Origin of the sequence: Natrarchaeobius versutus (genome assembly GCF_041205745.1) — an archaeon.
GTDB lineage: Archaea > Halobacteriota > Halobacteria > Halobacteriales > Natrialbaceae > Natrarchaeobius > Natrarchaeobius versutus.
In genome coordinates this window covers 876,292-901,037 of record NZ_JBGFCC010000001.1, presented here as the reverse complement: position 1 = coordinate 901,037, position 24,746 = coordinate 876,292, and the positions used below count along the sequence as shown (strand labels likewise).

Annotated in this window: 24 protein-coding genes and 1 tRNA gene; 19 read left to right on the top strand and 6 right to left on the bottom strand. The window is 62.5% G+C overall.

The window, feature by feature from the left end:
* Positions 1-223: 223 nt before the first annotated feature.
* Positions 224-1,543 (bottom strand): glutaredoxin 3, encoded by a 1,320-nt coding sequence (gene grxC / locus AB7C87_RS04485; protein WP_369728194.1) that lies wholly within the window; start codon positions 1,541-1,543, stop codon positions 224-226.
* Positions 1,544-1,804: 261 nt separating this feature from the next.
* Positions 1,805-2,833 carry an aldo/keto reductase gene (locus tag AB7C87_RS04480; protein WP_369728193.1) on the bottom strand — a complete coding sequence of 343 codons (1,029 nt, stop codon included), beginning with the start codon at positions 2,831-2,833 and terminating at the stop codon, positions 1,805-1,807.
* A gap of 149 nt (positions 2,834-2,982) precedes the next feature.
* Between AB7C87_RS04480 and AB7C87_RS04475 the strand changes: the two genes are divergently transcribed.
* Positions 2,983-3,270: a DUF357 domain-containing protein gene (locus AB7C87_RS04475; RefSeq protein ID WP_369728192.1), complete on the top strand. Its 288-nt coding sequence runs from the start codon at positions 2,983-2,985 to the stop codon at positions 3,268-3,270.
* Between the two features lie 22 nt (positions 3,271-3,292).
* On the opposite strand, the gene AB7C87_RS04470 is transcribed toward AB7C87_RS04475, so the two are convergent.
* Entirely contained in the window at positions 3,293-4,030 is a 738-nt protein-coding gene (locus AB7C87_RS04470) for a fumarylacetoacetate hydrolase family protein (protein WP_369728191.1), read from the bottom strand.
* Between the two features lie 462 nt (positions 4,031-4,492).
* Between AB7C87_RS04470 and AB7C87_RS04465 the strand changes: the two genes are divergently transcribed.
* The 5 genes from AB7C87_RS04465 to AB7C87_RS04445 all read left to right on the top strand — a co-directional run bounded on the left by AB7C87_RS04465 (position 4,493) and on the right by AB7C87_RS04445 (position 7,055).
* A tRNA-Glu gene (locus AB7C87_RS04465) sits at positions 4,493-4,567 on the top strand.
* A 566-nt stretch (positions 4,568-5,133) separates the two neighbouring features.
* Complete coding sequence (locus tag AB7C87_RS04460) at positions 5,134-5,517, top strand: ArsR/SmtB family transcription factor (protein ID WP_369728190.1); 384 nt, start codon at positions 5,134-5,136, stop codon at positions 5,515-5,517.
* A 91-nt stretch (positions 5,518-5,608) separates the two neighbouring features.
* Positions 5,609-6,406 (top strand): winged helix-turn-helix transcriptional regulator, encoded by a 798-nt coding sequence (locus AB7C87_RS04455; RefSeq protein ID WP_369728189.1) that lies wholly within the window; start codon positions 5,609-5,611, stop codon positions 6,404-6,406.
* 98 nt (positions 6,407-6,504) lie between these two features.
* Complete coding sequence (gene ddfA, locus AB7C87_RS04450) at positions 6,505-6,753, top strand: DdfA family disk-determining factor (RefSeq protein WP_369728188.1); 249 nt, start codon at positions 6,505-6,507, stop codon at positions 6,751-6,753.
* Between the two features lie 74 nt (positions 6,754-6,827).
* Complete coding sequence (locus AB7C87_RS04445; RefSeq protein ID WP_369728187.1) at positions 6,828-7,055, top strand: DUF5795 family protein; 228 nt, start codon at positions 6,828-6,830, stop codon at positions 7,053-7,055.
* Positions 7,056-7,106: 51 nt separating this feature from the next.
* Here AB7C87_RS04445 and AB7C87_RS04440 read toward each other — a convergent pair whose 3' ends face one another.
* Positions 7,107-7,925, bottom strand: coding sequence for a UbiA family prenyltransferase (locus AB7C87_RS04440; protein ID WP_369728383.1), 819 nt, complete (start codon positions 7,923-7,925; stop codon positions 7,107-7,109).
* Positions 7,926-8,086: 161 nt separating this feature from the next.
* Between AB7C87_RS04440 and AB7C87_RS04435 the strand changes: the two genes are divergently transcribed.
* The 3 genes from AB7C87_RS04435 (at position 8,087) to sucD (ending at position 10,875) form a co-directional block, all read left to right on the top strand.
* Complete coding sequence (locus AB7C87_RS04435) at positions 8,087-8,644, top strand: Rrf2 family transcriptional regulator (protein ID WP_369728186.1); 558 nt, start codon at positions 8,087-8,089, stop codon at positions 8,642-8,644.
* 210 nt (positions 8,645-8,854) lie between these two features.
* Entirely contained in the window at positions 8,855-10,006 is a 1,152-nt protein-coding gene (sucC, locus tag AB7C87_RS04430; RefSeq protein ID WP_369728185.1) for an ADP-forming succinate--CoA ligase subunit beta, read from the top strand.
* The gene (gene sucD / locus AB7C87_RS04425; RefSeq protein WP_369728184.1) at positions 10,003-10,875 is read left to right on the top strand and encodes a succinate--CoA ligase subunit alpha; all 873 of its coding nucleotides are present in this window, start codon (positions 10,003-10,005) and stop codon (positions 10,873-10,875) included. The genes sucC and sucD overlap by 4 nt, the downstream gene beginning before the upstream one ends.
* 146 nt (positions 10,876-11,021) lie before the next feature.
* Here sucD and AB7C87_RS04420 read toward each other — a convergent pair whose 3' ends face one another.
* Positions 11,022-11,939: a hypothetical protein gene (locus AB7C87_RS04420; RefSeq protein ID WP_369728183.1), complete on the bottom strand. Its 918-nt coding sequence runs from the start codon at positions 11,937-11,939 to the stop codon at positions 11,022-11,024.
* Between the two features lie 259 nt (positions 11,940-12,198).
* On the opposite strand from AB7C87_RS04420, the gene AB7C87_RS04415 reads away from it, so the two are divergent.
* From AB7C87_RS04415 to AB7C87_RS04395, 5 genes are all read left to right on the top strand, one after another.
* The gene (locus AB7C87_RS04415; RefSeq protein WP_369728182.1) at positions 12,199-12,786 is read left to right on the top strand and encodes a hypothetical protein; all 588 of its coding nucleotides are present in this window, start codon (positions 12,199-12,201) and stop codon (positions 12,784-12,786) included.
* A 99-nt stretch (positions 12,787-12,885) separates the two neighbouring features.
* Complete coding sequence (gene bioB, locus AB7C87_RS04410) at positions 12,886-13,950, top strand: biotin synthase BioB (protein ID WP_369728181.1); 1,065 nt, start codon at positions 12,886-12,888, stop codon at positions 13,948-13,950.
* 191 nt (positions 13,951-14,141) lie between these two features.
* Positions 14,142-15,377 (top strand): aminotransferase class I/II-fold pyridoxal phosphate-dependent enzyme, encoded by a 1,236-nt coding sequence (locus tag AB7C87_RS04405; RefSeq protein WP_369728382.1) that lies wholly within the window; start codon positions 14,142-14,144, stop codon positions 15,375-15,377.
* 467 nt (positions 15,378-15,844) lie between these two features.
* Positions 15,845-17,599: a 2-oxoacid:acceptor oxidoreductase subunit alpha gene (locus tag AB7C87_RS04400; RefSeq protein ID WP_369728180.1), complete on the top strand. Its 1,755-nt coding sequence runs from the start codon at positions 15,845-15,847 to the stop codon at positions 17,597-17,599.
* A complete protein-coding gene (locus tag AB7C87_RS04395; protein WP_369728179.1) occupies positions 17,599-18,462 on the top strand; it encodes a 2-oxoacid:ferredoxin oxidoreductase subunit beta in 864 nt (287 codons plus the stop codon). Before AB7C87_RS04400 ends, AB7C87_RS04395 begins: the two co-directional genes overlap by 1 nt.
* 954 nt (positions 18,463-19,416) lie before the next feature.
* Here the strand turns inward: AB7C87_RS04395 and AB7C87_RS04390 are convergent.
* Positions 19,417-20,190, bottom strand: a complete 774-nt coding sequence (locus AB7C87_RS04390) for an IclR family transcriptional regulator (protein WP_369728178.1) — start codon at positions 20,188-20,190, stop codon at positions 19,417-19,419.
* Between the two features lie 259 nt (positions 20,191-20,449).
* On the opposite strand from AB7C87_RS04390, the gene AB7C87_RS04385 reads away from it, so the two are divergent.
* The 5 genes from AB7C87_RS04385 to AB7C87_RS04365 are packed head-to-tail and all read left to right on the top strand — an operon-like array spanning position 20,450 to position 24,743.
* Entirely contained in the window at positions 20,450-21,766 is a 1,317-nt protein-coding gene (locus AB7C87_RS04385; protein WP_369728177.1) for an ABC transporter substrate-binding protein, read from the top strand.
* Between the two features lie 22 nt (positions 21,767-21,788).
* Positions 21,789-22,781, top strand: coding sequence for a carbohydrate ABC transporter permease (locus AB7C87_RS04380; protein WP_369728176.1), 993 nt, complete (start codon positions 21,789-21,791; stop codon positions 22,779-22,781).
* Positions 22,781-23,641 (top strand): carbohydrate ABC transporter permease, encoded by an 861-nt coding sequence (locus AB7C87_RS04375; RefSeq protein WP_369728175.1) that lies wholly within the window; start codon positions 22,781-22,783, stop codon positions 23,639-23,641. The genes AB7C87_RS04380 and AB7C87_RS04375 overlap by 1 nt, the downstream gene beginning before the upstream one ends.
* 11 nt (positions 23,642-23,652) lie before the next feature.
* Positions 23,653-24,306, top strand: a complete 654-nt coding sequence (locus AB7C87_RS04370; RefSeq protein ID WP_369728174.1) for a DUF624 domain-containing protein — start codon at positions 23,653-23,655, stop codon at positions 24,304-24,306.
* Positions 24,303-24,743, top strand: a complete 441-nt coding sequence (locus AB7C87_RS04365; protein WP_369728173.1) for a hypothetical protein — start codon at positions 24,303-24,305, stop codon at positions 24,741-24,743. The genes AB7C87_RS04370 and AB7C87_RS04365 overlap by 4 nt, the downstream gene beginning before the upstream one ends.
* Positions 24,744-24,746: the final 3 nt, after the last annotated feature.

Genomic DNA, 24,746 nt, shown 5'->3' with positions numbered 1-24,746 from the left:
CGCTATCGGCGGAAGCTGAGTCGGGAGAATCGACATTCAGTGGTCACTGGATGTTTCATCGGTCAGTACTCCCTCGAGCAGGAACGAAACGAAAAGTCAGATTGCCTCGAGAGAGTCGTCCGACCCAGGATACTGGCAGATCCGCGACCCGTCTGCGGTCGTGGTGGTGTTATCCGAGAACAGACCGGCTGGGAACTGCCGGACGTCGGTGCCCTAACCGCTCTTAGTCGTCGGCCGCGGCGGCTTCCACACCGGCGGCGTCGGCGCGCTCGACGTCTTCCAGATACTCGTCGACGTCGAGGGCGGCTTTCGAGCCCATGCCGGCCGCGGTGACCGCCTGCTGGTAGTGGTAGTCGACGACGTCGCCGGCGCCGAAGATGCCGGGGACGTCGGTTTCGGTTTGGCCGCCGCCGTCGCCGCCCTGGGTGCGCAGATAGCCCTCGTCGTCCATCTCGACGCCGGTGTCCTCGAGGTAGCTGGTGTTCGGCGTATGTCCGATCGCGAAGAAGACGGCACCGACGTCGAACTCGAACTCCTCGGTTTCGGGGTCCTCGAGGCGGTCGGTGGGGTGGCCCTTCTCGTTTTCGACGAGGGTGACGTGGTCGATGCCCTCCGCCTGGGAGCCGTGGATCTCGATCAGCTCGGTGTTTTTCATGATCTCGATATCGCCGTCTTCGACCTTTTCGTGGACGCGATTGACCCAGTACTGTTCGGCGCGGAACTCCTCGCGGCGGTGGGCGATGTAGACCGTGTCGGCGAACTTCGTGAGGAAGGTTGCCTCCTCCATCGCGGCGTCGCCGCCGCCGACGACCAACATATCCTCGTCGCGGAAGAACGCGCCGTCACAGGTCGCACACGTCGAGAGACCGTAGCCCATGAGGTCGTCCTCGCCGGGCACCCCGAGGGTGCGGGCGCTCGCACCGGAGGCGGCGATGATCGCGTCGGCGGTGTAGACGTCGCCGTTCGTGAGTTCGACCTGGAACGGGCGACTCGAGTCGTCGACGGAGTCGACGATGCCGTTTTTCAACTCGGCGCCGAACTGGCGGGCCTGCGCTTTCATGTTGTTGACGAGTTCGGGGCCGCTGATCCCCTCGGGGAAGCCGGGATAGTTCGCGACGTCCGTGGTGAGGGTGAGCTGGCCGCCGGGTTCGTCGCCCTCGATAACCAGTGGGTCGTTGTCGCCGCGGCCGGCGTAGATCGCCGCGGTGAGGCCGGCGATCCCGGTACCAGCGATGATGAGTTTGCGGTGTTCGACGACGTCGTCCGTCTCGTCGGCTTCGATCCCGAGTTTCTCGTCGAGTTCGCCCGTCTGCTCGAGCGCGCTGGTGTCGTCCCAGCCGCCGATCAGTTCGTCGTCGATGAACACTTCGGGGGCGGTCTTGCGGCCCTCGGCGCGGTCGACCATCTCGGAGAACAGCTCCTCGTCACCGGTGACGTTGTACGTTTCGTACTCGATTCCCTTGCTGTCGAAGAGGTCCTTGGCCTTGTCGCAGTACGGACAGTCTTCTTTCGTATAGATCTCGACTCGAGGCTGGTCGCTCATCTGTCTGATTTCGTATAGGGATACGGGGCGTATACGAGTTGCGTTCCCTGCAGGTGATTCTGCGAGATCGGTCGCCTCGCCCGACCTTCGACGGACAGCTATGGGTCGGTACCGGTCGCCTATCCATCCCCTGCGGTCGACCGGAAACTCGGTCGTCGTCGGCGCGACGAAACGAATTCGCGACGCGAGTGGCGGCGGGCCGTCGTCGCTCTCGGCGTCGAACTCCCGTCCGACTCGAGCGACGAGTACTCGGCCGACGGCCTACCCGTGACCCCAGCGAGTGCCGTCCGGTCGGTACCGCGCGTCCATGATTCGGTTCCACTGTTCGTCCGAGAGATCGACCTCGGTTGCGGCAACGTTCTCCTCGAGCTGGTCGGGGGTTCGTGCGCCGACGATCGGGACGCAGGTGAACTCCTCCCAGTCGGCCAGCCAGCGAAGCGACACCTGAGCGGGCGTCGCATCGACCTCCTCGGCGACGGACCGTACCGCCTCGAGTACCTTCCAGCCGCGCTCGGAGGCGTACCAGTCGCCGAAGAAGTCGTCGAAACTCCCGCGAGCGCCGTCGGGTCCCTCGACGGCTTGGGGGTCGTCCTCGTCGATGCGCTCGTACTTTCCGGTGAGAAATCCGCCGGCCAGCGGCGAGTAGGGACAGACCGCCAGGTCCTGGTCGGCACAGACCTCGAGATAGTCGGCGACGTCCTCGTAGTAGCCGGCGTGGTGAAGCGGTTGTGTGACGTCGAAGCGCTCGAGTCCCTCGGCGTCGCTCGCCCACAGCGCCTTCGTCAGTTGCCAGGCGGCCATCGTCGAGGCACCGAGAGAGTGGACCTTACCCTCGCGGACGAGGTCGGTCAGGACGCCCATCGTCTCCTCGATCGGGGTCTCGTCGTCCCAGCGGTGAACGTAGTAGAGATCGAGATAGTCGGTGCCGAGTCGCTCGAGGGTGCCGTCGATCTGGGCTCGAACGTGTTTCCGCCCCAGCCCCGAGTCGTTCGGTCCGGGTTCGCCCCGGCCGTCGAACGGGAAGTACACCTTCGAGGCGACGACGACGTCCTCGCGGTCGTAGTCGTCGAGCCACTCCCCGACGTACTCCTCGCTGGTGCCGTGTGGCGTCCCGTAGACGTTCGCCGTATCGATGAAGTTGATGCCCTGTTCCCAGGCCGTATCGAGCAGTTCGTGCGCTTGCGCACGATCCGTCTCGAGGACGCCACCGGTCTCCTTGCCAAAGCGCCAGGTTCCGAAACAGAGTTCGGAAACGCGTATCCCCGTCCGTCCGAGTCGTCGGTACTCCATGGCTCGTGGCACTCGGGGCGCGGCCTTAAAGCCGACTCTCGTCGCTCGAGTCGCCCGCAATTTCGGTCCGCGACTCCCCTGGCTGGCCCTCGACACTCCACGCAGGGTCGTGACGACGGCTTTAGGCACTCGAGGGTCGATGGTCCGATATGGCCGCCGATCTCGAGGAGAAGACGGATCGTTACGGCGAGCTGCTTGCCGAAGCGCTCGCGGAGGCGACGATCGCACCGCCGGAGGGGACGCCGATGGCCGAGGCCGCCGCGGAGTGTTACGAGATGGCCGACTCCTACCTGCACGACGGCGAACACTTCCGGGAGAACGACGACCTCGTCAACGCGCTCGCGGCGTTTTCCTACGGCCACGCGTGGCTCGATGCCGGCGCCCGCGTCGGTCTGTTCGACGTCCCGACGGAGGGCCACCTGTTTACCGTAGAGTAGAACGGTCCCCGACCGCCCCGTCCTACGGAACTCGAACCGTATTCTCGAGCGTGCCAACCCCCTCGACTTCGATCTCGACCGTCTGACCGTCGGAGAGCGGACTGACGCCTTCCGGAGTTCCGGTCGCGATGACGTCGCCGGGCTCTAACGTGAGGTAGGTCGTGATCTCGGCGATCAGTTCGGGGATGGGGAAGATGAGTTGCTCGAGCGAGCCGTCCTGTCTGGTCTCGCCGTCGACCCGCGCACGGACGAACGCGTCGTCGGGGACTTCTTCGGGCGTCGCGAGCACGGGACCCATCGGCGCCGCGCCGTCGAAGGCTTTGCCGCGGATCCAGTTTTGCTCTTTCTCCTGGTCGTCGCGGTTCGAGAGGTCGTTGAGACACGTAAAGCCCTCGACGACGTCCATCGCCTCGGATTCGGGGACGTGACGACACTGCTCGCCGACGACGACGCCCAGTTCGGCCTCGTGGTCGATTCGATCCTTTCCGGCGGGGACGGTGACGGTATCCCCGTGACCGGCGACCGTGTTGGGTCCTTTCAGGAACAACACCGGCCGATCCGGCGTTTCGGATCCCATCTCGTCGATGTGGGCGGCGTAGTTGCGCCCGACACAGACGATCTTCGACGGGTCGGACGGTGCCAGGACGTCGATATCGTCGCTCTCGAGGCTGTAGCTCTCGTTTGCGAACTGGACGTGACCGTTTTCGAACTCGCCGCGGCGAATCGCACCGGCCGGATCGCGGAATCGTACGTATTTCACGGCCGATGGATGCGTTCCCCGGCGTGAAAAGCGTTGAGATGGCGGCGGTTTCCCCGGTTTCGTACGGATTGCGATCGGTCGGTACCGGTCGACTCCCCTGGGTCAGCGATCGATCGAGACGCGCAGGCCGCATCAGTTATCGGACCGACTGCAACGAGTTCCGCACTGATCGCAGGGCTCACGGATCGTTGCTCCGTTCGCCGCCGCAGTTCTCGCTCATGGTTCGAAAATCTTCGATTTTCGTCATCACGAACGACCAGCGGTCGTTCGAACGACTTCTTTTGCTCACGGACTGTCCGCGCGTACGAACGCTGAGAGCGATGTAGTCGTGGGTACGAACGCGAAAATTGGGTGTCGGAACGTCCGCCCGTCGACTCGAGTGTGTCGGTGCGTGTCACGACGCCTTCGGAACGGAACGCTTTTTACTAGGCCTCGGCAACCTGTGGATGCGTACGAACGCACGCTCCGTTGGTGTAGTCCGGCCAATCATTTCGGCCTTTCGAGCCGATGACCTGGGTTCAAATCCCAGACGGAGCATTCTTCTGAGGAACGAAGTGACGATGAAGAAAGCGCACGTTCTGGATTTTAATCAGGGAGGAGCTTCGCTCCGACCGTGGTTCAAATCCCAGACGGAGCACTACAGCGAGCGAGTTTTCGAGCGAACGAAGCGCGCACGGATGTGATTTGCAGGAGAGAAGTCGCAGCGCCGAGCGAAGCGAGGCGACCGTCTTCGCGTGGTTCAAATCCCAGACGGAGCACTACAGCGAGCGAGTTTTCGAGCGAACGAAGCGCGCACGGATGTGATTTGCAGGAGAGAAGTCGTAGCGCCGAGCGAAGCGAGACGACCGTCTTCGCGTGGTTCAAATCCCAGACGAAGCTCTTTTGGACACACTAACATCGTTTGACGGCGGTCTATTCTGACTATTATCCGGCTGTCCTACCCACACTCGAATCGAGGACGGTCGATCCATTCTGACGGCGAACTCGAGGCGACCCGTTGATCGCGATCGAATCCGACGAATTCCCCCCTTTTCGAGCGATCTCCGTTCGATGAACCGACAGAGACAGGAGTGTCTGCGAACAACGAACCGTGAGTGACCGATATGTCCGACTCGCTTTCGCTGGACGAGGAGACCTACGAGACGCTGGATCGACTCTGTTGTGGGGAGACCGAGGCCCACGTCGAATCGCTCCGCGGGCTCCAACCCGACGACGGGGCGGCCGAGACCCAACAGGCGGTGTTCAAGGCGCTCGCGAACGAGGACCGGTTGCGGCTCCTCGCCGCCCTTCGCGAGTGTGAGTGTTGCGTGTGTGAACTCCAGGTCGTCCTCGATGCACCCCAGTCAACGGTCGCGACGCACCTGCGGAAACTGAAAGACGCCGGGCTGATCAAGTCTCGAAAGAAAGGCAAGTGGAGCTACTACCGGATCGCGGACACCGCCGCACTCGAGATTCTGGATCTCGCGGCTTCGATGGAAACAGGGTAGCCGATCGGATCGCCGTCGGTTGTCGCCAACGTGGAGACGGATTACGCCTCGAGAACGCTGTAGCCGTTGATTTCCCCCAGGTCGCCGACAGATGAGGGAACGTTTGGATGGATCTGTGAGAACCCTCTTTCAGTACCCCGTCCACGATCCGAGTGCAATGTTCAGGAACACGCTACCCGCAGTCGCGCTCGCGATGATGCTCGTGCTGGCCGTCGCCGCGCCCCTGCGGCGGCTGGGAACGTCTGTGTTTCTCTCCGCTGGCTCCGTCGCCGGAGGCGGTGGATCGATGCTCTCGGCGGTGACAGCGTTGTGCCACGAGTGGGCGACGCGGCTATTCGCCCTGGTTGGCTATCAACGGTTCAGCGACGACGACCCCCTCGAGCACGAGACGCGTTCGACGATCTACGAATACGTTCGTGACTCTCCCGGCACGTCTCTCGCGGAAATCGGCGACGAGACGGCCGTCCCGATGCAGACCGCGCGATACCACCTCCGAGTTCTCGAGTTCGAGAACCTGGTCTCGCGAAAGAATATCCGAGGTCGTCGCCGCTACTTCCCGATCGGATCCGAGTCGGACGAACTCGATGCCGCGCTCAACGACGAAGCGACTGCCGCCGTCCTCAATGCGCTGGCGACCGAGGGTCCGGATTCGGTCAGCGGACTGGCGGAGACGGTAGAGCGCGATCCGAGCACCGTAAGCCACCACCTCGATCGACTCGAGGAGGATGGGCTCGTCGAGCGCGAGCGGGAGGGGCGCTCGGTCGTCAACCGATTGGCCGCGGACGTCGAGAGAGCGCTGATCGGGGGTCGGGTAGCCGAGAAGCCGAACTCCGGCCCCGGATCCGATCCCGTCGAACCCGATGTGACGGCCCGGGAAGGAGCAGATTGATCCGGGACGTCCCTCTCGGAGTACGTTCTCTAGGCGCCAACACTCGGTCGAAAACGATATCGAAACCTATTAACGCTTTAGTGTGGCCGTAGGTGGCAATGAGACGGGTCCTTCAACTCGAATCTGTCGGGGTGTGTGAACGGATCGTCACCGAAGTGGCGAAACTCGACGACGTCGATCCCGTCGTGCTCCCGCCGCTTTATGAAACGATCGACCCCGACGCGCTCTCGTCGGTCTTCGCACAGACGCGACGCGGTACTGTCCGAAGCGGACGAGTCGAGTTTCGGTACGCGGGATACGACGTCACGGTGGAGTTCGGCGCCGAAACGGTCGTGACGATCGAATAAGACACCGTCTCACCGACCGATCGATCCGTATCTCCCTGGAAACGCTTAGGGAGATGGCGTTCGCAGTACGACCCGTGAGCGAAAACCGCGTCGTTCAGGGACGAATGGTAACGGCAGAGGCGCTCGCGGAACTAATCGAGGGTGAGCCGGTGATGGAGGCCGAATCGATTTCGGAGGCCGACCGCGACTGCCCGGAGTGCGGTGGTGACGTTCTGTCCGTGGGGTACATGCCGTCGGTCACCGAGTTCGTCGTCGGCCAGAAGTGCCAGGACTGTGCGTGGAGTGAAACCGACCGCGACTGATTCTCGGCGTTCACCTGGGGGAAGTGGTCGAAATACCGTCTCGAGTGTGGGCTACCAGACGAGCCACTCGAGGGCGAGGACGACCGCGGCGAGAAAGACGTGTTCGCCGTCGACGACGAACCCGTAGAACAGCGGCCCGCGATCCGGCGTCGCGAACGGCACGTAACAGAGGACGTAGCCGTTCATCGCGAGGACGGCGAGGTATCTCGTCGGGAGCACGCTCGAGGCGACGAAGGCGACGACGACCGCGGCGACGGCCACGGTCGCGACTCCCGAGAGGAGCCGAGTCCGCCGGGGTCCGAGCGTGTTCGGAACCGTCGAGATCCCTTCCGCGCGGTCGCCCGGGATGTCTTTGACGTCGAAGACGACCGCGGCGATGGTGATCATCGCGCCGACGTAGCCGGCGAGAAACAGGATTTCGACGCTCAGGAGTTGACCGTAGTAGTAGCCGACGCCGAGCGGGATCACGCCCCAGGCGAAGCCGACGAAACAGTTCTTGAGGAGGAGGACGCGTTTGATGCCGATCGAATAGCCGACAGCTACCGCGGCCGGGAGGAGCAGGTACACCGCACCGGGGATCCCGAGTGCAACGGCGGCGGCGATCGCACCGACGTAGAGAACCGATCCGATCGTCAGCCAGAGCCGACCGTATCGTTTGGTAAACGACGCGCGTTCCGGAACGTTCCGTTCGTCCTCCTCAATGTCGGTGATCCGGTTGATGCTGTAGACGAACATCGTCGCCGCGAAGACGATAAACAGCGGAAGTGGATCGAACGGGAGGCCGATGAGAGCAATCGTCGTAATCGCGACGCTCACCGTCGCCAGCGAGATGAAGACGTTCGTGTGGACCAGCGTGCGGAGCACGTCCAGTATCGACGAAGGCCACCGCGATCCGGATCCATCACTCTGAGTAGTCACGTCGGTTTTATCGGAAGTAGACTCCGTTCGGAGACCTAGTAACTGGACGGACTTGGCAATTGTGTTGGCTCTGCGCCGCACTCTTTACGGTGGACCACGAACCGTCAGTAACCATGGTAACGATCGATCTGACGAGCAGCCAGCGAGCGATTCTCACCGCGCTGGTCAACGGCTATCAGGGTGAGGAATCTCCCGTCCCCGCGAAGACGATCGCCGCGACGATCGACCGCGAACCGCGAACCGTGCGCAACCAGATGTCGAGTCTGAACTCGCTGGGTCTCGTCGAGGGCGTACCGGGCCCACACGGCGGCTACGAGCCGACCGACGCGGCCTACGACATCCTCGATCGACAGCCCGTCGACGACCCCGAAACGGCGGTTCTCGCCCGCGAGTTCGATCGAGTCGACGCCGTCGTCGACGACATCACGTTTACGAACGTTCACCATCCGGAGCTGTGTCGAGCGAGAATTCGATTTCAGGAATCGGTACAGTCCCTCGGGGAGGGTGATGCGATCGCGATCGGGGCGATGCCCCACGTCGATCTGTTGATCGCCGGTGAAATCGAGGCGGTCGAACCGTCACGAAACCGCATCCTGTTAGACGTCGCACGTCTCGAGGCGACAGGAGCGTCTTCGGACGCTCACGACTCCCCGGTGAATACCCCGGATTAGTTCGATCCGAATCCGGTGGAATATTCGGACTCGAGTTCGGACGACTGGGCGCGTTTCTCCCGTCGACGTTGAACGCTGGCAGAAATATGTGTGGTATTCGTTCCTATCTGAACGGATGTGGCAAACAGGGTTGATACTCGTCGGGGGAATCGGGGTGCGAGTGGAAACTAACAGGATTTAAGCAAGGTGGGCACCGCCGTTCGAATGGCTATGAAACTCCACGAATATCAGGCGAAGAACGTCTTCGCCGACGCCGGAATCCCGACGCCGGCGTCAGCACTCGCCTCCGACGTCGACGGCGTTCTCGCCGCGGCCGAGGAGATCGGGTATCCAGTCGCAATCAAAGCGCAGGTACAGGTCGGCGGCCGTGGGAAGGCTGGCGGCATCGAACTCGTCGAGGACGACGAACAAGCCCGCGAAGCGGCCAACTCGATTCTCGGAATGGACCTCAAAGGCTACCACGTCGATCAGGTCCTCGTCGAGGAAGCGGTCGACTTCGAAAACGAACTCTACGTGGGTATCACGATGGACCGCGGCGAGGGCAAGCCAGTCGCGATGGTCTCCACTCGCGGCGGCGTCAACATCGAGGAGGTCGCCGAGGAGGACCCCGATGCGATCGCCCGCGAGCATATCGACCCGTCCTTCGGGATGCACCCCTACCAGGCCCGCAAGGCCGTCTACGACGCCGGCGTCGACCAGGCAGTCGCCCGCGACGTCTCGAGCGTGCTCACGACGCTCTACGATCTCTGGACGAGCCGCGACGGCTCCGACGCCGAGATCAACCCGCTGATGGTGACGGCCGACGACGAGGTCATCGCGGCCGACGCCGTGATGAACGTCGACGAGGACGCGTTGTTCCGCCAGCCCGAACTCGCCGAGATGGAATCGGAAGCCGCCTCGGGCGACGAACTCGAGCAGAAGGCCGACGAGTACGACTTCGACTACGTCCGCCTCGAGGGGAACACGGGGATCATCGGCAACGGTGCGGGTCTCGTCATGACGACGCTCGACCTCGTCGACCACTACGGTGGTGAGCCCGCCAACTTCCTCGACGTGGGTGGCGGCGCGAAGGCCGACCGGATCGCGAACGCACTCGATATGGTGTTCTCGGACGAGAACGTCGATTCGGTCGTCTTCAACATCTTCGGCGGCATTACCCGCGGCGACGAGGTCGCAAAGGGGATCAACGAAGCACTCGAGCAGTTCGACGAGATTCCAAAGCCCGTCGTCGTCCGTCTGGCCGGAACGAACTGGGAAGAGGGAATGGAGATTCTGAACGAGGACCTCGTGACGGTCGAACAGACCCTAGAGGACGCAGTTCAGCGTGCTGTTTCCTACGCTGAGGAGGTGAGCGAACAATGAGCGTACTAGTCGACGACGACACGCGCGTCGTGGTACAGGGAATTACGGGTGGGGAAGGCAAGTTCCACGCCGAACAGATGATCGAGTACGGCACCAACGTCGTCGCTGGCGCGGTCCCCGGCAAGGGTGGCCAGGAAGCCGCCGGCGTTCCAGTCTACGACACGGTTCACGAGGCCGTCGAGGAAGAGAACGCCGATACGTCGGTCATCTTCGTTCCGCCGGCCTTCGCGGGCGACGCCATCTTCGAGGCCCTCGACACCGACCTCGAGCTCGCCGTCGCGATCACGGAGGGAATCCCGACCCAGGACATGGCTCGGGTGAACAAGCGCCTCTCCGAGACCGACACGCGACTCATCGGTCCGAACTGTCCGGGCCTCATCACGCCCGGCGAGGCCAAACTCGGCATCCTTCCGGGGAACATCTTCGCCGACGGGAACGTCGGATTGGTCTCCCGTTCCGGCACCCTGACCTATCAGGTCGTCGACAACCTCACCAACCGCGGCATCGGTCAGACCACCGCGATCGGTATCGGCGGCGACCCGATCATCGGCACCGACTTCGTCGACGCACTCGAGCTCTTCGAGGACGACGACGAGACGGAGGCTATCGTCATGTGCGGTGAGATCGGCGGCGAGGACGAAGAGGAGGCGGCGGCCTACATCGACGAACACGTCGACACGCCCGTCGCCGGCTTCATCGCGGGCCGCACCGCGCCACCGGGCAAGCGCATGGGCCACGCCGGCGCGATCGTCTCCGGCTCCGGCACCGGAACCGCCGAGAGCAAGATCTCGGCGCTCAACGACGCGGGCGTCCCCGTCGGCGACACCCCCGAAGAGGTCGCCGACCACATCGAAGAGTACCTCTCGTAGACGACACCGCTTCGCTCGACTTTTTCGACGTCGTCAACGAACGATCTCGGTCAGTTGACCGTCTCGTCTCTCGAGTGGCGTTCGTACGCGCCAAAACGAGAGTAACACTGCAACGATTCCCCGTCGTCCATGACCGGCGGGGGGAGCTAAAAGAGGCTCGCGAGTTTCGCGCGGAGTCGACCGAAAAAGCCCGTCGGGGCATCGTCCGCGTCGTCCGACGGTTCGGTCTCGGATTCCGACTCGTTCGCCGCGTCGTCGGTTTCGTCCGTCTCGGCGGGTTCGGCGTCGGCTCGGGAGTCGATGGATTTCGTCCCGTCCTCGGAGTCGCTGTCCGCGAACCCGATGCCTTCGGGTTCGATGTCAGAAAACTCCGGATCGACGGGTTCTATTTCGCCGGCCTCCGGGCCATCGGCGTCGGCTCCCGAGGCGACCGTGGACGTACTCGAGCGGTTCGATTCCGCCGTCTCTCCGCCGGAATCGATCGATCGGTCGCCCTCGTCGGGTTTGGCGTTCGTCTCGAGAACCGAGCGCGGGGTCTCGGTCGCCGCCCCATCGTCGGCGTCCGTCGATTCGGCGGCGTTCGAAGGGTCTTCTGTTGTCCCCTCCGATTTCGCGTCGGCCGAGGCGTTCGCTTCCGGTTGGGAGCCGTCGGCTTCGGTCGCGTCGTCGTCCTCTCCGGCGTCGACCCAGAGGAACTCCTCGCCTTTCGTGCGCTCGGTCAACAGGAGGTTCGTCAACTCCTCTTCGTCGACGAGCAGGTCGTCGTCGACCGACGGCTCCGGCTCGGGTTCGTCCGCGCTCGCGATGATGTCCTCGGGGCTCTCGCCGACGAGCAACTCGTCGGTTTCGGAGTGACCGACCTCGTCTTTGAGCTGTCCGAAGACGGTCGCGGCCGTCTGGTCTTCGACGCCCTCGTCGTCGTCGTCGTCCGACTCGACCTCGTCGGTTCGATCGACGTCGGTCTCGAGGGGGTCCTCTGCGATCTCCCCGAATAACTCGTCGGCGCTCGAACCGACGTCGAACCCGCCGTCGCCCGGTTTGTTTTCGATCGTACTGTCGGTCATGGACTCGCTCTTTACCACTACATTATCACAGATAATTAAGTTTTGGAATTTTTTCAGTCACGTTACCTGAGAGACTGAGCCTATTAACGTGTCGGCCGATTTCCGATCCGCGTTCCGAAACCAGTTGACGAACGATCACTTTTTCGCCGATCGACTGTACTATCCGTGGAGTTGCCCGAGGTCGGGTTCGCTCGAGTGAGAACGTTCGCGTCTCTTTGGAAACGACAAAACAGTTACCAGTCCGGGAAAAAGCGGGGATATGCGCCGCGGGACACGACGCGCCCTCCTTACCGCAACCGCTGTCGTCTCCCTCGCCGACTGTCTCGAGGCCGGAAGCGACGGATCTTCGGAGAATGGCAGTGATACCAATTCGGACGGCTCGAGCGATTCTGAAAGCGAGGCGGACGACGCAAGCGAAGGCCGATCCGATGAAAACGATCGAACGCTTCCGCCGAACGGGACTGTTCCGGACGGCTCCCCCGAGTGCGGCGTCGACCGACTCGTCGCGTCCCGCGAGATCGATCCCGACCGGACGGCGATCTTCCTCGAGCCGTCGGCCGAACCGATCGGAGACGGCGACCGGGTCACGTTCGAACTGCACAACCGATCTGAGGGCCGGTTCAGCCACGACCCGTGTCGGTGGAAGGTCCACAAGCACGTCGGTGGACGGTGGTTCGACGTCGGTCCCCGGGAGTTTCCGGGGCCGGATTATCGGCTCGAACCCGACGCCGACCGAGTTCGGCTCGTGGAACCCGAACCGAGTTCGATCGTCGAACGTCAGGGGGACGCCGACTCCGAGTACGACGACGAGACGGACGCCGTTTCGACGCGCGAACTCGAGGGGTGAGCGCGCCGTTCGTACCGGCCGGCCGCCGGGGTGAAACCCACTCCCTCGTGACCGTCTCGAACACCAACAGTTATAGTCTCGTCAACTGAATCACTTAGTGTGGTTTACGAAACGGGAAACGAGACGGTCGACGAGGCGCTCGGGCGACTGTTTGCGGGCGAGCATCTCGACCGGACCGACGGGATCGCGTTGATGGCACAGCCGGTCGAGCCCCTCGTCGAGGCCGGTGCGGTCGTCCGAGATCGGTTCGGCGACGGGACGGTCGACGCCTGTTCGATCGTCAACGCGAAGGCGGGCAACTGCGCCGAGGACTGTGGCTTTTGTGCCCAGTCGGTCCACTTCGACACCGGTATCGACACCTACGGCTTTCTCGGGCCGGAGAAGGTCCTCGAGGCCGCAAAGCGGGCCGAACGCGACGGTGCCCAGCGGTTCGGTATCGTGGTCGCGGAGAAAGGCGTCTCGAAAGAACACCGACCCGAGGAGTGGGCGGAGGTACTCGAGTCGATCCGACTCGTCCGTGACGAGTGCGATCTGGCGGTCGATGCCTCCCTCGGTATCCTCACACGCGAGGAAGCCGAGATCCTCGCGGCCGAAGGGATCGGCCACTACAATCACAACATCGAGACCTCGCCAGGGTACTTCCCCGAAATCGTCGGGAGCCACAGCTTCGAGGACCGCGTGCGGACGCTCGAGGTCGCCAAGGAGGCCGGCATGGACCTCTGTGCCGGCGTTATTCTCGGGATGGGTGAGACGCCGGCGGATCGCGTCGAGGCGGCGATCGCACTTCAGGAGATCGGCGTCTCCTCGGTCCCGATCAACGTGTTGAACCCGATCGAGGGGACGCCGCTTGGCGAGCGCGAACCCGACGTGACGACCGACGGAATCGTCAAGACGGTCGCGGTCTACCGGATGCTCCACCCCGACGCCCGGGTTCGTCTCACCGGCGGCCGCGAGGTCGCGTTCGACGCCGACGAACAGCATCTGGCGCTCGAGGCCGGCGCCGATGGTCTCCTCACTGGCGATTACCTCACGACCGGGGGCCAGTCCGCCGCGGCGGACCTCGAGGTCGTCGACCGCGCGGGTCTCGAGCCGAACCGCGAGGTAAACGCGTTCGATCCCGACGAGATCCGGACTCGAGAGGCGGCCACCTCGGACGACGATTGACGGGACGTGGCTCCCCCGCAACTGACTCACAGCAGTCCGTCCGACGGAACGTGCCGGCTCGAGTGATAGCGACACCGCCACGCCGTTTCCCTCGAGGGAAACCAACGGCGTGTCGACACCCTCAGCCGAGGATCGGCGGTCTCGGCCGGAACCGTGAAAGTGAAACGGCGGCGATGACTCCGTTCACCCGAATGGAAGACCGCGGGTTCGACCTCGAGGATCGGCTGGCAGACCTCGGGGAGAAACGGAGGCTATCGCCCGCCGACAGGGTCGCCGAACGAGGCTACTTCGCGGCGCCCACCGGCAGTGAACTCCCGGTGCTCGAGTCGGCGGAGGCGCTGGTGTTCGGCTCGAACAACTATCTCGGGCTGACCGACGACCAGCGCGTTCAGGACGCAGCCAGACAGGCCGCCGCGACGGTCGGAACCGGCGCCGGTGCCAGTCGACACGTGACCGGTGATACGATGGTCCACCGCGACGTCGAGCGACTGCTCGCGGAGGCGACCGGCTGTGAACGGGCGCTCACGTTCCCGTCCGGCTACGCCGCGAACGTCGGAACCATCACCGCGCTCGCGCCGGACGTCGTGTTTGCCGACGAGTCGAACCACGCGAGCCTCGTCGACGGCTGTCGGCTCGCCGGCTGTGAGACGATCGTATACGACCACTGTGACGTCACCGACCTGCGATCGAAACTGGTCGACCGAGTGGAACGGGCCGACGGGGTCGTCACCGACGGCGGCGACGAATCCTGGCTGATTCTCACCGACTCCGTCTTCGCCGCCGACGGCGCCGTCGCGCCCCTGGAGGCGATCTGTGACCTGGCGGCGGAGTTCGGTGCCTGGGTGATGGTCGACGAGGCCCACGCAACGGGCCTGTACGCGGACGGTGGTGGCATCGTCCAGGCCGAAGGCCTCGATGATCGCGTCCACGTCCAGATGGGCGTCCTCTCGGCGGCGCTGGCCAGCCAGGGCGGATACGTGGCTGGAAGCGACGCGTTGATCGACTGCGTACTCTCGCTTGCACGCCCGTTCGTCCACTCGACTGGCCTCGCGCCGCCGGCTGCTGCGGCCGCGAGCGAGGCGTTACACCTCGCCCGCCACGGCGACGCACGCGAACAGCTCTGGGAGAACGTCTCCCACCTCCGAGACGGCCTCGAGGCGATGGGGGTTCGAGTGTCCGGTGATTCACAGATCCTCCCCGTCGTTCTCGAGAGCCCCGACGACGCACACACGCTGGTCGAGGAACTCGCCGATCGGGATATCGTCGTTCCGCCGGTGAGCCGACCGGCCGCCGGTTCGACGGACGCCGAGCTCGCCGATGGTCAGGCCGTCGTTCGCATCAACCCCATGGCGACCCACGATCGAGACGACATCGTGGCCTGTCTCGAGGCGTTCCAAGATGCGGGCGAGCGAGTGGGTCTCTACTGAGTGCGATCGCTTGCGTCGGTAACCAGTTCGTTTTGCGCCTCGAGACTGGACTTCGCGTCGAGTGGCGCGCGTTCGACCGCGGCGGTATCGGACCCGTTGACGCGTCGAGTCGCGGTGGCTGTCGTCTCCCTCTGTCCCGAATTCGTGAATCGGACGAACGGCGGTTCGTACGCGGACCACCGTGCCCGTCAGTTGGTTGCGAGTGATCGTGCGTATCTCGCCGCTGACTCGAAGGAAACCCACTCGCTCTTCGTTCTCCACTTCTTATATACGGTGTGTATACAACGGGTACTCTCGGAAACCGGTCGCGCGTCGATCGCTATGTAACGGTATGCCCTCGTCTAACTCAATTGTTAGAACCGGATCGAGACGCTCCGGTTCTGGACCAACGTATCAGAAAGTAATTGTGGTTGTCGATTGGGGTTTCAGAAGCCTTTTCATTTACTGGGGGCAAGGTTCGGCATAACATGGCTGAGGATCTCAACTGGGCGATCGGAGGCGAGGCCGGAGATGGTATCGACTCCACCGGAAAGATTTTCGCTCAGGCACTTTCCCGAGCCGGACGGCACGTGTTCACGTCGAAAGACTTCGCCTCGCGGATTCGTGGTGGCTACACCGCTTACAAGATCCGGACCTCGGTCGACGAGGTCCAGAGCGTCGTCGATCGCCTGGACATCTTGGTCGCGCTCACCCAGCGGACCATCGACGAAAATCTCGACGAACTCCACGAGGGAAGCGCCGTCATATACGACGGCGAACGATCCTGGGAGGCCGAGATTCCCGACGAAATCACCGCGGTCGACGTCCCCCTGAAGTCGCTCGCGGAGGACGCCGGGGGAGCGATCATGCTCAACGTCGTCGCGCTCGGCGCGGCGTGTGAACTCGTCGGCTTCGACGTCGAGTACTTGGACGAGGCCCTCGAGAAACGCTTCGGCGGCAAGGGCACGAAGATCGTCGAGAACAACAAACAGGCGGCCCGGATGGGCCAGGAGTACGTCCAGGAGAACTACGATCTCTCCGACCTCGAGTACGACGTCGAGACGACCGACAACGACTACGTTCTCCTGAACGGCGACGAGGCGATCGGGATGGGCGCCCTCGCCGCGGGCTGTCGGTTCTACGCCGGCTATCCGATCACGCCGGCGACGAACGTCATGGAGTATCTGACGGGCCGAATCGAGGAGTACGGTGGTCACGTCGTCCAGGCCGAAGACGAGCTTTCGGCGATCAACATGGCACTCGGCGCCGCTCGCGCGGGCGCGCGATCGATGACGGCAACCTCTGGCCCCGGTATTGACCTGATGACCGAGACGTTCGGCCTGATCGCGACCAGCGAGACGCCGCTGGTCATCGTCGACGTGATGCGCTCCGGTCCCTCGACCGGGATGCCGACGAAACAGGAACAGGGCGATCTCAACATGACGCTGTACGGCGGCCACGGCGAGATTCCGCGATTCGTCGTCGCGCCGACGACGATCTCCGAGTGTTTCTGGAAGACCGTCGAGGCGTTCAACTACGCCGAGAAGTACCAGACACCGGTCTACGTCGTCGCCGACCTCGCGCTCGCGGTCACGGAGCAGACGTTCCCGCCCGAAGCGTTCGACATGGACGACGTCGAGATCGACCGCGGTAAACTGGTCGAAGACGACGAGGTCGAGGAGTGGCTCGACGCCCAGGGGCGGTTCCGCGCACACGCGGTAACTGACGACGGCGTCAGCCCCCGTGCGATTCCGGGAACGACCGACGCGGCGCACATGTCGACCGGCCTCGAACACGACGAACTCGGACGCCGAACCGAAGACGAAGACGAGCGCGTCCACCAGGTCGACAAGCGCAACCGAAAGGTCGAGACGGCAAAAGCACAAGAAGAGTGGGACTACCGCGAGTTCGGAGATCCCGACGCGGATACGCTCGTCGTCTCCTGGGGATCCAACGAGGGTGCACTCGTCGAAGCCCTCGAGTATCTCGAGGACGACGGGATCGACGTGCGAATCATCTCGGTTCCGTACATCTTCCCCCGACCGGATCTCACCGAGGAGGTCGAGGCCGCCGACGAGACCATCGTCGTCGAGTGTAACGCAACCGGCCAGTTCGCGGACGTCATCGAACACGACGTCCTCGAGCGGGTCAAACGAATCAACAAGTACACGGGCGTCCGCTTCAAGGCGGACGAACTCGCAGTGGAGATCACCGAAAAACTCTCCGAGGAGGTGCCAGCATAATGAGCTCCGACGTTCGATTCACCGACTTCAAATCCGACAAGCAACCGACCTGGTGTCCCGGCTGTGGCGACTTCGGGACGATGAACGGCATGATGAAAGCCCTAGCCGAGACCGGCAACGACCCGGACAACACGTTCGTCGTCGCCGGGATCGGCTGTTCCGGAAAGATCGGGACCTACATGCACTCCTACGCGCTTCACGGCGTTCACGGACGTGCGCTCCCGGTCGCGACCGGCGTGAAGATGGCTCGCCCGGATATCGAGGTCATGGCGGCCGGCGGAGACGGCGACGGCTACTCGATCGGTGCCGGTCACTTCGTCCACGCGGTTCGCCGGAACGTCGACATGAGCTACGTCGTCATGGACAACCGTATCTACGGGCTGACGAAGGGCCAGGCCTCGCCGACCTCGCGGTCGGACTTCGAGACCTCCACGACCCCCGAGGGGCCGAAACAGCCCCCCGTGAACCCGCTCGCGCTCGCGCTCGCGTCCGGCGCGTCGTTTATCGCCCAATCGTTTAGCTCCGACGCGCTTCGCCACCAGGAGATCGTCCAGGCGGCGATCGAGCACGACGGGTTCGGCTTCGTCAACGTCTTCAGCCCCTGTGTCACGTTCAACGACGTCGACACGTACGACTACTTCCGCGACTCGCTCGTCGACCTCAAAGAGGATGGTCACGATCCAAACGACTACGAGGCCGCCAAGAAAGTGATCCTCGACAACGAAAAGGAGTACCAGGGCGTGATGTACAGAGACGAGAACTCCGTGCCGTACCACGAACAACACGGGGTCACCGAGAACATGGCCGAGATCCCCGACGGGGCTCCCGAGGACGCCATGGACCTCGTTCGCGAGTTCTACTGACACCCTCGTTTTTGGGTCTCGCTTTTCGACTGATCTGGTCCTCGAGTGATATCCGTGAACGGACGACCGTCCCCTCGAGACAGGGATTTATCAGACGGTATCGGAGAATACCTCGGGGCGTGACCTTGAGGCAATTCACCGGCTCTGCTGTCGGTCAGTTCGAGCACGATCGCGATCGGTCTGTGAGTACACCGGTAGATCGGTACAGCAAACCGCACCAGGCTCTGGCGGGAGGGGGGTCACTACCTCGAGGTGGAAAGCGACAGTGACACGAGCGGCCAGTGTTCGATCGTCGTCGATCCGTCCTCACGACACCCGGTCCACACGGGTTGCCTCCCTCGTAGTGGCCGGTCTCTTCGGACGGCAGTGCCCGCCGGCCCGATCGCTAGAAGAATTAAGTAATTTGGTATATATGGAAAAAGAAAACACAAATTATGTGTTTGAGAAGACACTTTTACGTCCCGATGGGGCCGCTATCTCTCCGATCGGATCGGTCGGATATGCACCATAATAGCGCTCAAACCGCCTATTTCGGGCCCAAGTACCGTAGAAACGACGTTCGATGTGAAAGTTGTTGACTGGGCGCTCTATGGATGTATACCAATGACGACCGTATGCAGATCTCTCGCTTTCGGCTACATTCCGTGGATAATCTGAACTACGGTCCTGTCGCCACTTGGAATGTAGATATACCAATTATATGTATTTCTATCTGGTATGTTTTGGTAGTCGTGGGTTCGGTTGTAGCTGATCGTCCGCTCGTTACGTTCGGGAGCAATGGGTCGGCCTCGATAGATAACCGACTCCACCGACGATACCAGCTGTCCGGTCTACTATCGGGATTACAACCATACGCCTGTAATCAGGCTGTTTCATATTGGGAAACAACGGTCGCCGCGGATCGTCGTCGATACGGCCTCCCCGAGCGAGTGGGTGTCGATCCGCACGTTCGTTTCACGGATCGAAATCGTTCTTCAGCAACGCCACTTCGATCTCGTTGGCCTTGCTGACGACCAGACCCGCAAAGTCCTCCTCGAGTTTCTTTCCGCTCATTCGGTCGATACTTCCGGAGACGCTGATCGAACCGATCGGTCCGTCGGAGTTCCCGATAGGGGAACCGACACACTGGATCGACGGGAGGTGTTCCCCGCGCTCGAACGCGAGGCCGCGGTCGCGTACGGATCGGAGCTCTCGTTTGAATTCGCGTTCGTCGGTGATCGTCTTCCCGGTCAGTTGCGCTAGGCCGTGGGTCGTAACGATATCGTCGATCCGCTCTTCGGCGTACTGTGAGAGGATCGCCTTCCCCCCGGCCGTCGCGTGCAGGTGGACGCGCTGGCCAACGGCGGGAAGATGGCCGCTCCACTCGGACGCCTCGCCGTTGCGGTAGACGTAGACGCCGAAACCGTTCTCCGCGATCATCAGATTCGTCGTCGCTCGCACCGTCTCGGCGAGTTCGTCGATGATGGGTTTCGCGATCTGGTAGAGCTCGTTGCGCATTCGGACGCGGTTTCCGATTCCGAGATATCGCAAGCTCAGCCGGTAACTCGTCCCGTCTTTGACCACGTATCCGAGCGTTCGAAGCGACGAGAGGTGTTTGTGAACCGTTCCCTTGGAGATCCCCGTCTCGCCGGCCACGTGAGTAACTCCGGACGCGCCATCTTCGACGAGTACGTCGATGATGCGGCCACTCGTCTCTAGGGAGCCAATCGGTACCGGATCATCTGTCATACCACATAACTCAGCCGATCAATTATAATGATTTCGAACTGTGAAACGATCGGACGGTCCCTGTCGGGACTCGAGGCTCGCCACGGGATAGGCTTTACTCGAGTTCGTCGCTCGTTCGTTTGCTATTGTGAAACAACCTCGTTCGACGTTCACTTTGATAGGGCGGCCGACGCCGTGGTGTCGCCAACACGTTTGATTCGTCCCCACAATGGAGGAATGCAAACACTTATAATATATTGTGAGAAAATCCGGCCTGGAGATGCCACGTCATAAGTTGACACGCCGATCGGTAGTCGGGACTGCAACGGGTGTTTCGATCGCCAGCCTCGCTGGCTGTGCGAACGTACTGGACGACGATTCTGGCGGAAACGGCGACGACGTCGCGGAATCCGCGTTCGGGGACGGTGAGATCGAACTCCAGTTCTCGACGTCGGGCGGCGGCGTCGAGCGCGAAACCGTCGAATCGCAGATCGAGAGCTTTGCCGAATCGAACGAGGAGATCTCGATCGAGTTCATGCACATTCCGGAGGATTACGAGGATCGGCTTCAGACGATGATGGGTGCCGGCGAGGAGCCGGACGCGTTCTTCGTCGGCGGCGAAGCGATCTCGGCGTACGCCGACGCCGGGACCGTCGCCGATCTCGAGGGCGATTTCGATCAGGAGATCCTCGATGACTTCGATCAGGACGTTCTGGACGCTATGACACCGGTCGACGGCCTTCCGTACGTTCCGAAGGACTTCCAGACCCTCGGCGTTATGTACGACGAAACGGCGTTGGCGGAGGCGGGATACGAGGAGTTCCCGGAAACCTGGAGTGACTTTCGGGACGCACTCGAGGGAATTCAGGAAACCGGCGCCGTCGACTATCCGTTCGTCATGTACGAGGAGGGACTGTTCGCGGGATACATCTGGTACGCCTGGCTGGCTGCCAACGGTGGCCGGATCATGAACGAGGACCAGACCGAATGCGTGGTCGCTTCCAACGAAGCCGAGGAGGTCCTCGAGTTCCTGGTCGAGCTTCGCGAGGACGAACTGATCGGCCTCAACACGGAGGTCGGTCCGGAAACCGAAGACGCGTGGATCGGCGAGGGACACGCCGCGATGGTGACCGGCGGAGGCTGGGTACTTACGGGAATAACGGACAACTATCCCGAACTCGACGACGACATCGGCCTGGCGCAACCGCCTCGACCTGATGGAGAGGAGTTTGGAAACTTCGTCTTCGGTGCGGGGTTCGCCGTCTCGAACGACACCGACCACTACGACGAAGCGGTACGCCTCGTCGAGTACCTGCTCGGCGACGGCGTCATGCCCTGGCTCGAGACGGGTATCGCGATCCCGATCCACGAGTCGCTTCGCGACGACGTCGAACTCTACGAGGAGGACGACCGTTACGAGACGTTCTTCGAGATGGCCGACAGCCCCCGACTCGGCTCCTGGGAGTTCGGGCCGCACACGCGAGAGATATTCAACATCATCAATCCCCAGATCGAAGGCGTCATCATGGGGGAGGTTCCCCCGAGAGACGCACTCGAGACGATCGAAGCGCAAGTGAACGAGACGATCGAGGCATAGGAGACAAACGAGACGATCTCCCATGAGTGTACGGACCCGTTTCGGCCGCGTCAGGCAGACGCTCGGATCGTCTATCGAACGATTCGAACGCGTGTTCGATAGCGAACGCAACCAGGACAATCTCGCCGCGTTTCTGTTCGTCCTTCCGAACCTGGTGGTCTTTTCGGTCTTTCTGTTCGGCCCGGTACTGTTCGCGTTTTACCTCTCGTTTACCGACTGGAACGTGTTGACCGCCGATCCGAACTGGGTCGGCCTCGACAACTACGTCGGCATTCTTACGCCGGCCCCGTGGGCGGATGGGTGGGCCGTACTGGACACGCCGACGACGAACCTGTGGTGGCACGCCGTCAAACAGACCGCGACGTACACCATCGGAACCGTTCCGCTCGCGATTTCGGGCGGGCTCTGTGCGGCGCTGTTGCTCGATCGCGACATCCGACAGAAGCAACTGTTCCGCGCGGCGTATTTCATGCCGGTCATGCTCTCCGGTGCGGTCAGTGCCATCATCTGGCGATGGATTCTCAACCAGGACGGCATCGTGAACACCGTCCTCGAGCCGATCGGACTGGCGCACAACTGGGGCGGTGATCCATCGACCGCACTGTTCGCCGTAATGTTGATCGCCGTCTGGGGCGGGATCGGATTCAACATGATCATCTTCCTCGCCGGACTACAGAACATTCCCGAGGAACTCTACGATGCCGCCCGAATAGACGGAACGAACGGCTGGCAACGGTTTCGCCACGTGACCTGGCCGAACCTTCAGAACACGTACTTCTTCGTCATCGTGTTGTCGATCATCAGCTCGTTTCAGGTGTTCGCGATCGCGATGACCTTCGCGGAAGGCGGACCGTACTACGCGACGACGACGATTGCCATGCTCATTTACCAGGAGGCGTTCGAACACGGACAGATGGGCGAGGCGGCCGCGATGGCGTTCGTTCTCTTTAGCATCATCTTCGCGTTCAGCTACTACCAGTACACCGTTCGCGGGAACGAGGAGGTAAACTACTGATGGCGAAGTCGAACTATCACTACCCGGGATACGCCCGGTCCGGCCCGGTGTACTGGGCGAAGAAACTCGGTCTGTACGCGCTCGTCATCACGGGTGCACTGTGGCTCGTCGCGCCGTTCTGGTGGACGGTAACGAGTGCGCTCTCACAGAACCCGTCGGGCGGTCTCGTCGTCGTCTTCCCAGCCGAGGCGACCCTCGAGAACTTTCTCACGCTCGTCGAGGAGGTGCCGATCGGTCGGTGGTTCCTGAACGCGTTCATCCTCGCGGGGACGGTGACGTTGTTCAACGTGACCTTCGATACGCTCGCGGGCTATGCGTTCGCCAAGTTGGACTTCTTCGCGCGCGAAAAGATCTTTCTGGCGTTCATCGGGACGATGATGATTCCGGGAATGGTCACGCTCATTCCGGTCTACATCCTGCTTGCGAATCTGGGCTGGGTCGATACGTACCGCGGGTTGATCGTCCCGTTCGCCGCGAGTCCGTTCGGGATCTTCCTCCTTCGACAGCACTTTCTCAGCCTGCCGTCGGCGCTCGGTGATGCGGCCAAAATCGACGGCTGTAACAAACTACAGGTGTTTTACTACATCTATCTCCCGCTGGCGAAACCGGCGGTCGCGACGCTCGGTATCTTCACCTTCATGTTCTCCTGGAACAACTTCGAGTGGCCGCTGATCATCGCCTCCTCGGAGTCGATGTTTACGCTTCCGGTTGCACTGTTTGCCGTCCAGGGCCGATACACGCAGGACTGGGGACTGGTGATGGCCGCGGCGACGGTGATGGTCGTCCCGATCATCCTCGTCTTCCTCTCGGCCCAGCGGTACTTCATCAGAGGAATGACCTTAAGTGGAATGAAGGGATAACACGTCAAACGATGACGACTCACATTCGACTCGGTCCGGCGCTCTCTCTCGCCATCAAGTTCACCTACTACAAGATCACGTCAGTCGTCGTCCTCAGCGTCGCCTTCTGGGCCGTCTCTCTTGCCGTCGTCACGGTCGGCCCGGCGATACTCGCCCTCTCGGAGACGATCAGAACGCTCCCCTCGGGGAATCCCTCCGAACGGGAGGTCCTCCGAACCTTCCTCCGGTCGGTTCGGAAGAACCGCCGGCGGGGGCTTCCGATCACTGCCCTCGTGGTCTTCGTTCCGCTCGTGACGGGGGCGTATCTGGCACTCGCACTCGAGGGCGGATCCGTCCCCGCGCTCCTCGGTGCGGCCGTCGGCGTCTACCTGTGTCTGTGTAGCCTCTTCGTGTCCCTTCGAGTGGCGACGATCACCGTCGACCACCGGTCGTGGGGACTGCGGCGATCAGTCGGATACCTGCCTGAAACGGTCGGTCGAGCGTTCGACGTCGCGGTTCTTTACACGTGTCTTCTCGCGCTCTCCGTCGCCGTCGCCGTTTCGTTCCCCCCGATCCTGGTGTTGCTCGCTCCCGGCTTCCTCGTGGTGTTCGAGGGGGTGTTGTACGACGAACTCGAGGCGAACGACCCATCGCGCTACAAGACGTCCCTCGCGAGACGAACATGAGGATCGACGCTCGCCGTCTCGCCGTTGTCGCTCCCTTCGGCGCGGTCGCGCTCCTCGTTGGCTACCACCCGGTGTTTCTCTTCGGACTGCTCGTCGGCGTCGTTCTTCCGGACGTCGACGCCGCCGACGAACGGGTTCACCGCTCGTGGTTCTTTCATACGTTTCTCCCACCGACGGTCGCGTTCGTCGCGTTGTCGGCGGCGGGGGTCGACGGAGCGGCGGTAACGTTCGTCCACTTCGTCACGCTCGGAATGGTGGCTCACTTCGTCCTCGACTTCGTCTATCCTCGCGTCCAACGCAACCCCGGCGCGGAGTGGCCGGTTCGACCGACGATCGGGTCGGCCCCGTGGGGAATTCTGTGGCTCGGTCTGTCGTGGTCAGTCCAGTGGTTTCTCTATCTCTCGGTGTCGTTTCTTCCGTGGGTCATCGGCGTCTAATCG

Excerpts from the sequence above, each read along its gene's own strand:
- grxC (WP_369728194.1), bottom strand. The coding sequence starts at position 1,543 with ATGAGCGACCAGCCTCGAGTCGAGATCTATACGAAAGAAGACTGTCCG.
- AB7C87_RS04480 (WP_369728193.1), bottom strand. The coding sequence starts at position 2,833 with ATGGAGTACCGACGACTCGGACGGACGGGGATACGCGTTTCCGAACTC.
- AB7C87_RS04475 (WP_369728192.1), top strand. The coding sequence starts at position 2,983 with ATGGCCGCCGATCTCGAGGAGAAGACGGATCGTTACGGCGAGCTGCTT.
- AB7C87_RS04460 (WP_369728190.1), top strand. The coding sequence starts at position 5,134 with ATGTCCGACTCGCTTTCGCTGGACGAGGAGACCTACGAGACGCTGGAT.
- AB7C87_RS04455 (WP_369728189.1), top strand. The coding sequence starts at position 5,609 with ATGAGGGAACGTTTGGATGGATCTGTGAGAACCCTCTTTCAGTACCCC.
- ddfA (WP_369728188.1), top strand. The coding sequence starts at position 6,505 with ATGAGACGGGTCCTTCAACTCGAATCTGTCGGGGTGTGTGAACGGATC.
- AB7C87_RS04435 (WP_369728186.1), top strand. The coding sequence starts at position 8,087 with ATGGTAACGATCGATCTGACGAGCAGCCAGCGAGCGATTCTCACCGCG.
- sucC (WP_369728185.1), top strand. The coding sequence starts at position 8,855 with ATGAAACTCCACGAATATCAGGCGAAGAACGTCTTCGCCGACGCCGGA.
- sucD (WP_369728184.1), top strand. The coding sequence starts at position 10,003 with ATGAGCGTACTAGTCGACGACGACACGCGCGTCGTGGTACAGGGAATT.
- AB7C87_RS04420 (WP_369728183.1), bottom strand. The coding sequence starts at position 11,939 with ATGACCGACAGTACGATCGAAAACAAACCGGGCGACGGCGGGTTCGAC.
- AB7C87_RS04415 (WP_369728182.1), top strand. The coding sequence starts at position 12,199 with ATGCGCCGCGGGACACGACGCGCCCTCCTTACCGCAACCGCTGTCGTC.
- AB7C87_RS04405 (WP_369728382.1), top strand. The coding sequence starts at position 14,142 with ATGGAAGACCGCGGGTTCGACCTCGAGGATCGGCTGGCAGACCTCGGG.
- AB7C87_RS04400 (WP_369728180.1), top strand. The coding sequence starts at position 15,845 with ATGGCTGAGGATCTCAACTGGGCGATCGGAGGCGAGGCCGGAGATGGT.
- AB7C87_RS04395 (WP_369728179.1), top strand. The coding sequence starts at position 17,599 with ATGAGCTCCGACGTTCGATTCACCGACTTCAAATCCGACAAGCAACCG.
- AB7C87_RS04390 (WP_369728178.1), bottom strand. The coding sequence starts at position 20,190 with ATGACAGATGATCCGGTACCGATTGGCTCCCTAGAGACGAGTGGCCGC.
- AB7C87_RS04385 (WP_369728177.1), top strand. The coding sequence starts at position 20,450 with ATGCCACGTCATAAGTTGACACGCCGATCGGTAGTCGGGACTGCAACG.
- AB7C87_RS04380 (WP_369728176.1), top strand. The coding sequence starts at position 21,789 with ATGAGTGTACGGACCCGTTTCGGCCGCGTCAGGCAGACGCTCGGATCG.
- AB7C87_RS04375 (WP_369728175.1), top strand. The coding sequence starts at position 22,781 with ATGGCGAAGTCGAACTATCACTACCCGGGATACGCCCGGTCCGGCCCG.
- AB7C87_RS04370 (WP_369728174.1), top strand. The coding sequence starts at position 23,653 with ATGACGACTCACATTCGACTCGGTCCGGCGCTCTCTCTCGCCATCAAG.
- AB7C87_RS04365 (WP_369728173.1), top strand. The coding sequence starts at position 24,303 with ATGAGGATCGACGCTCGCCGTCTCGCCGTTGTCGCTCCCTTCGGCGCG.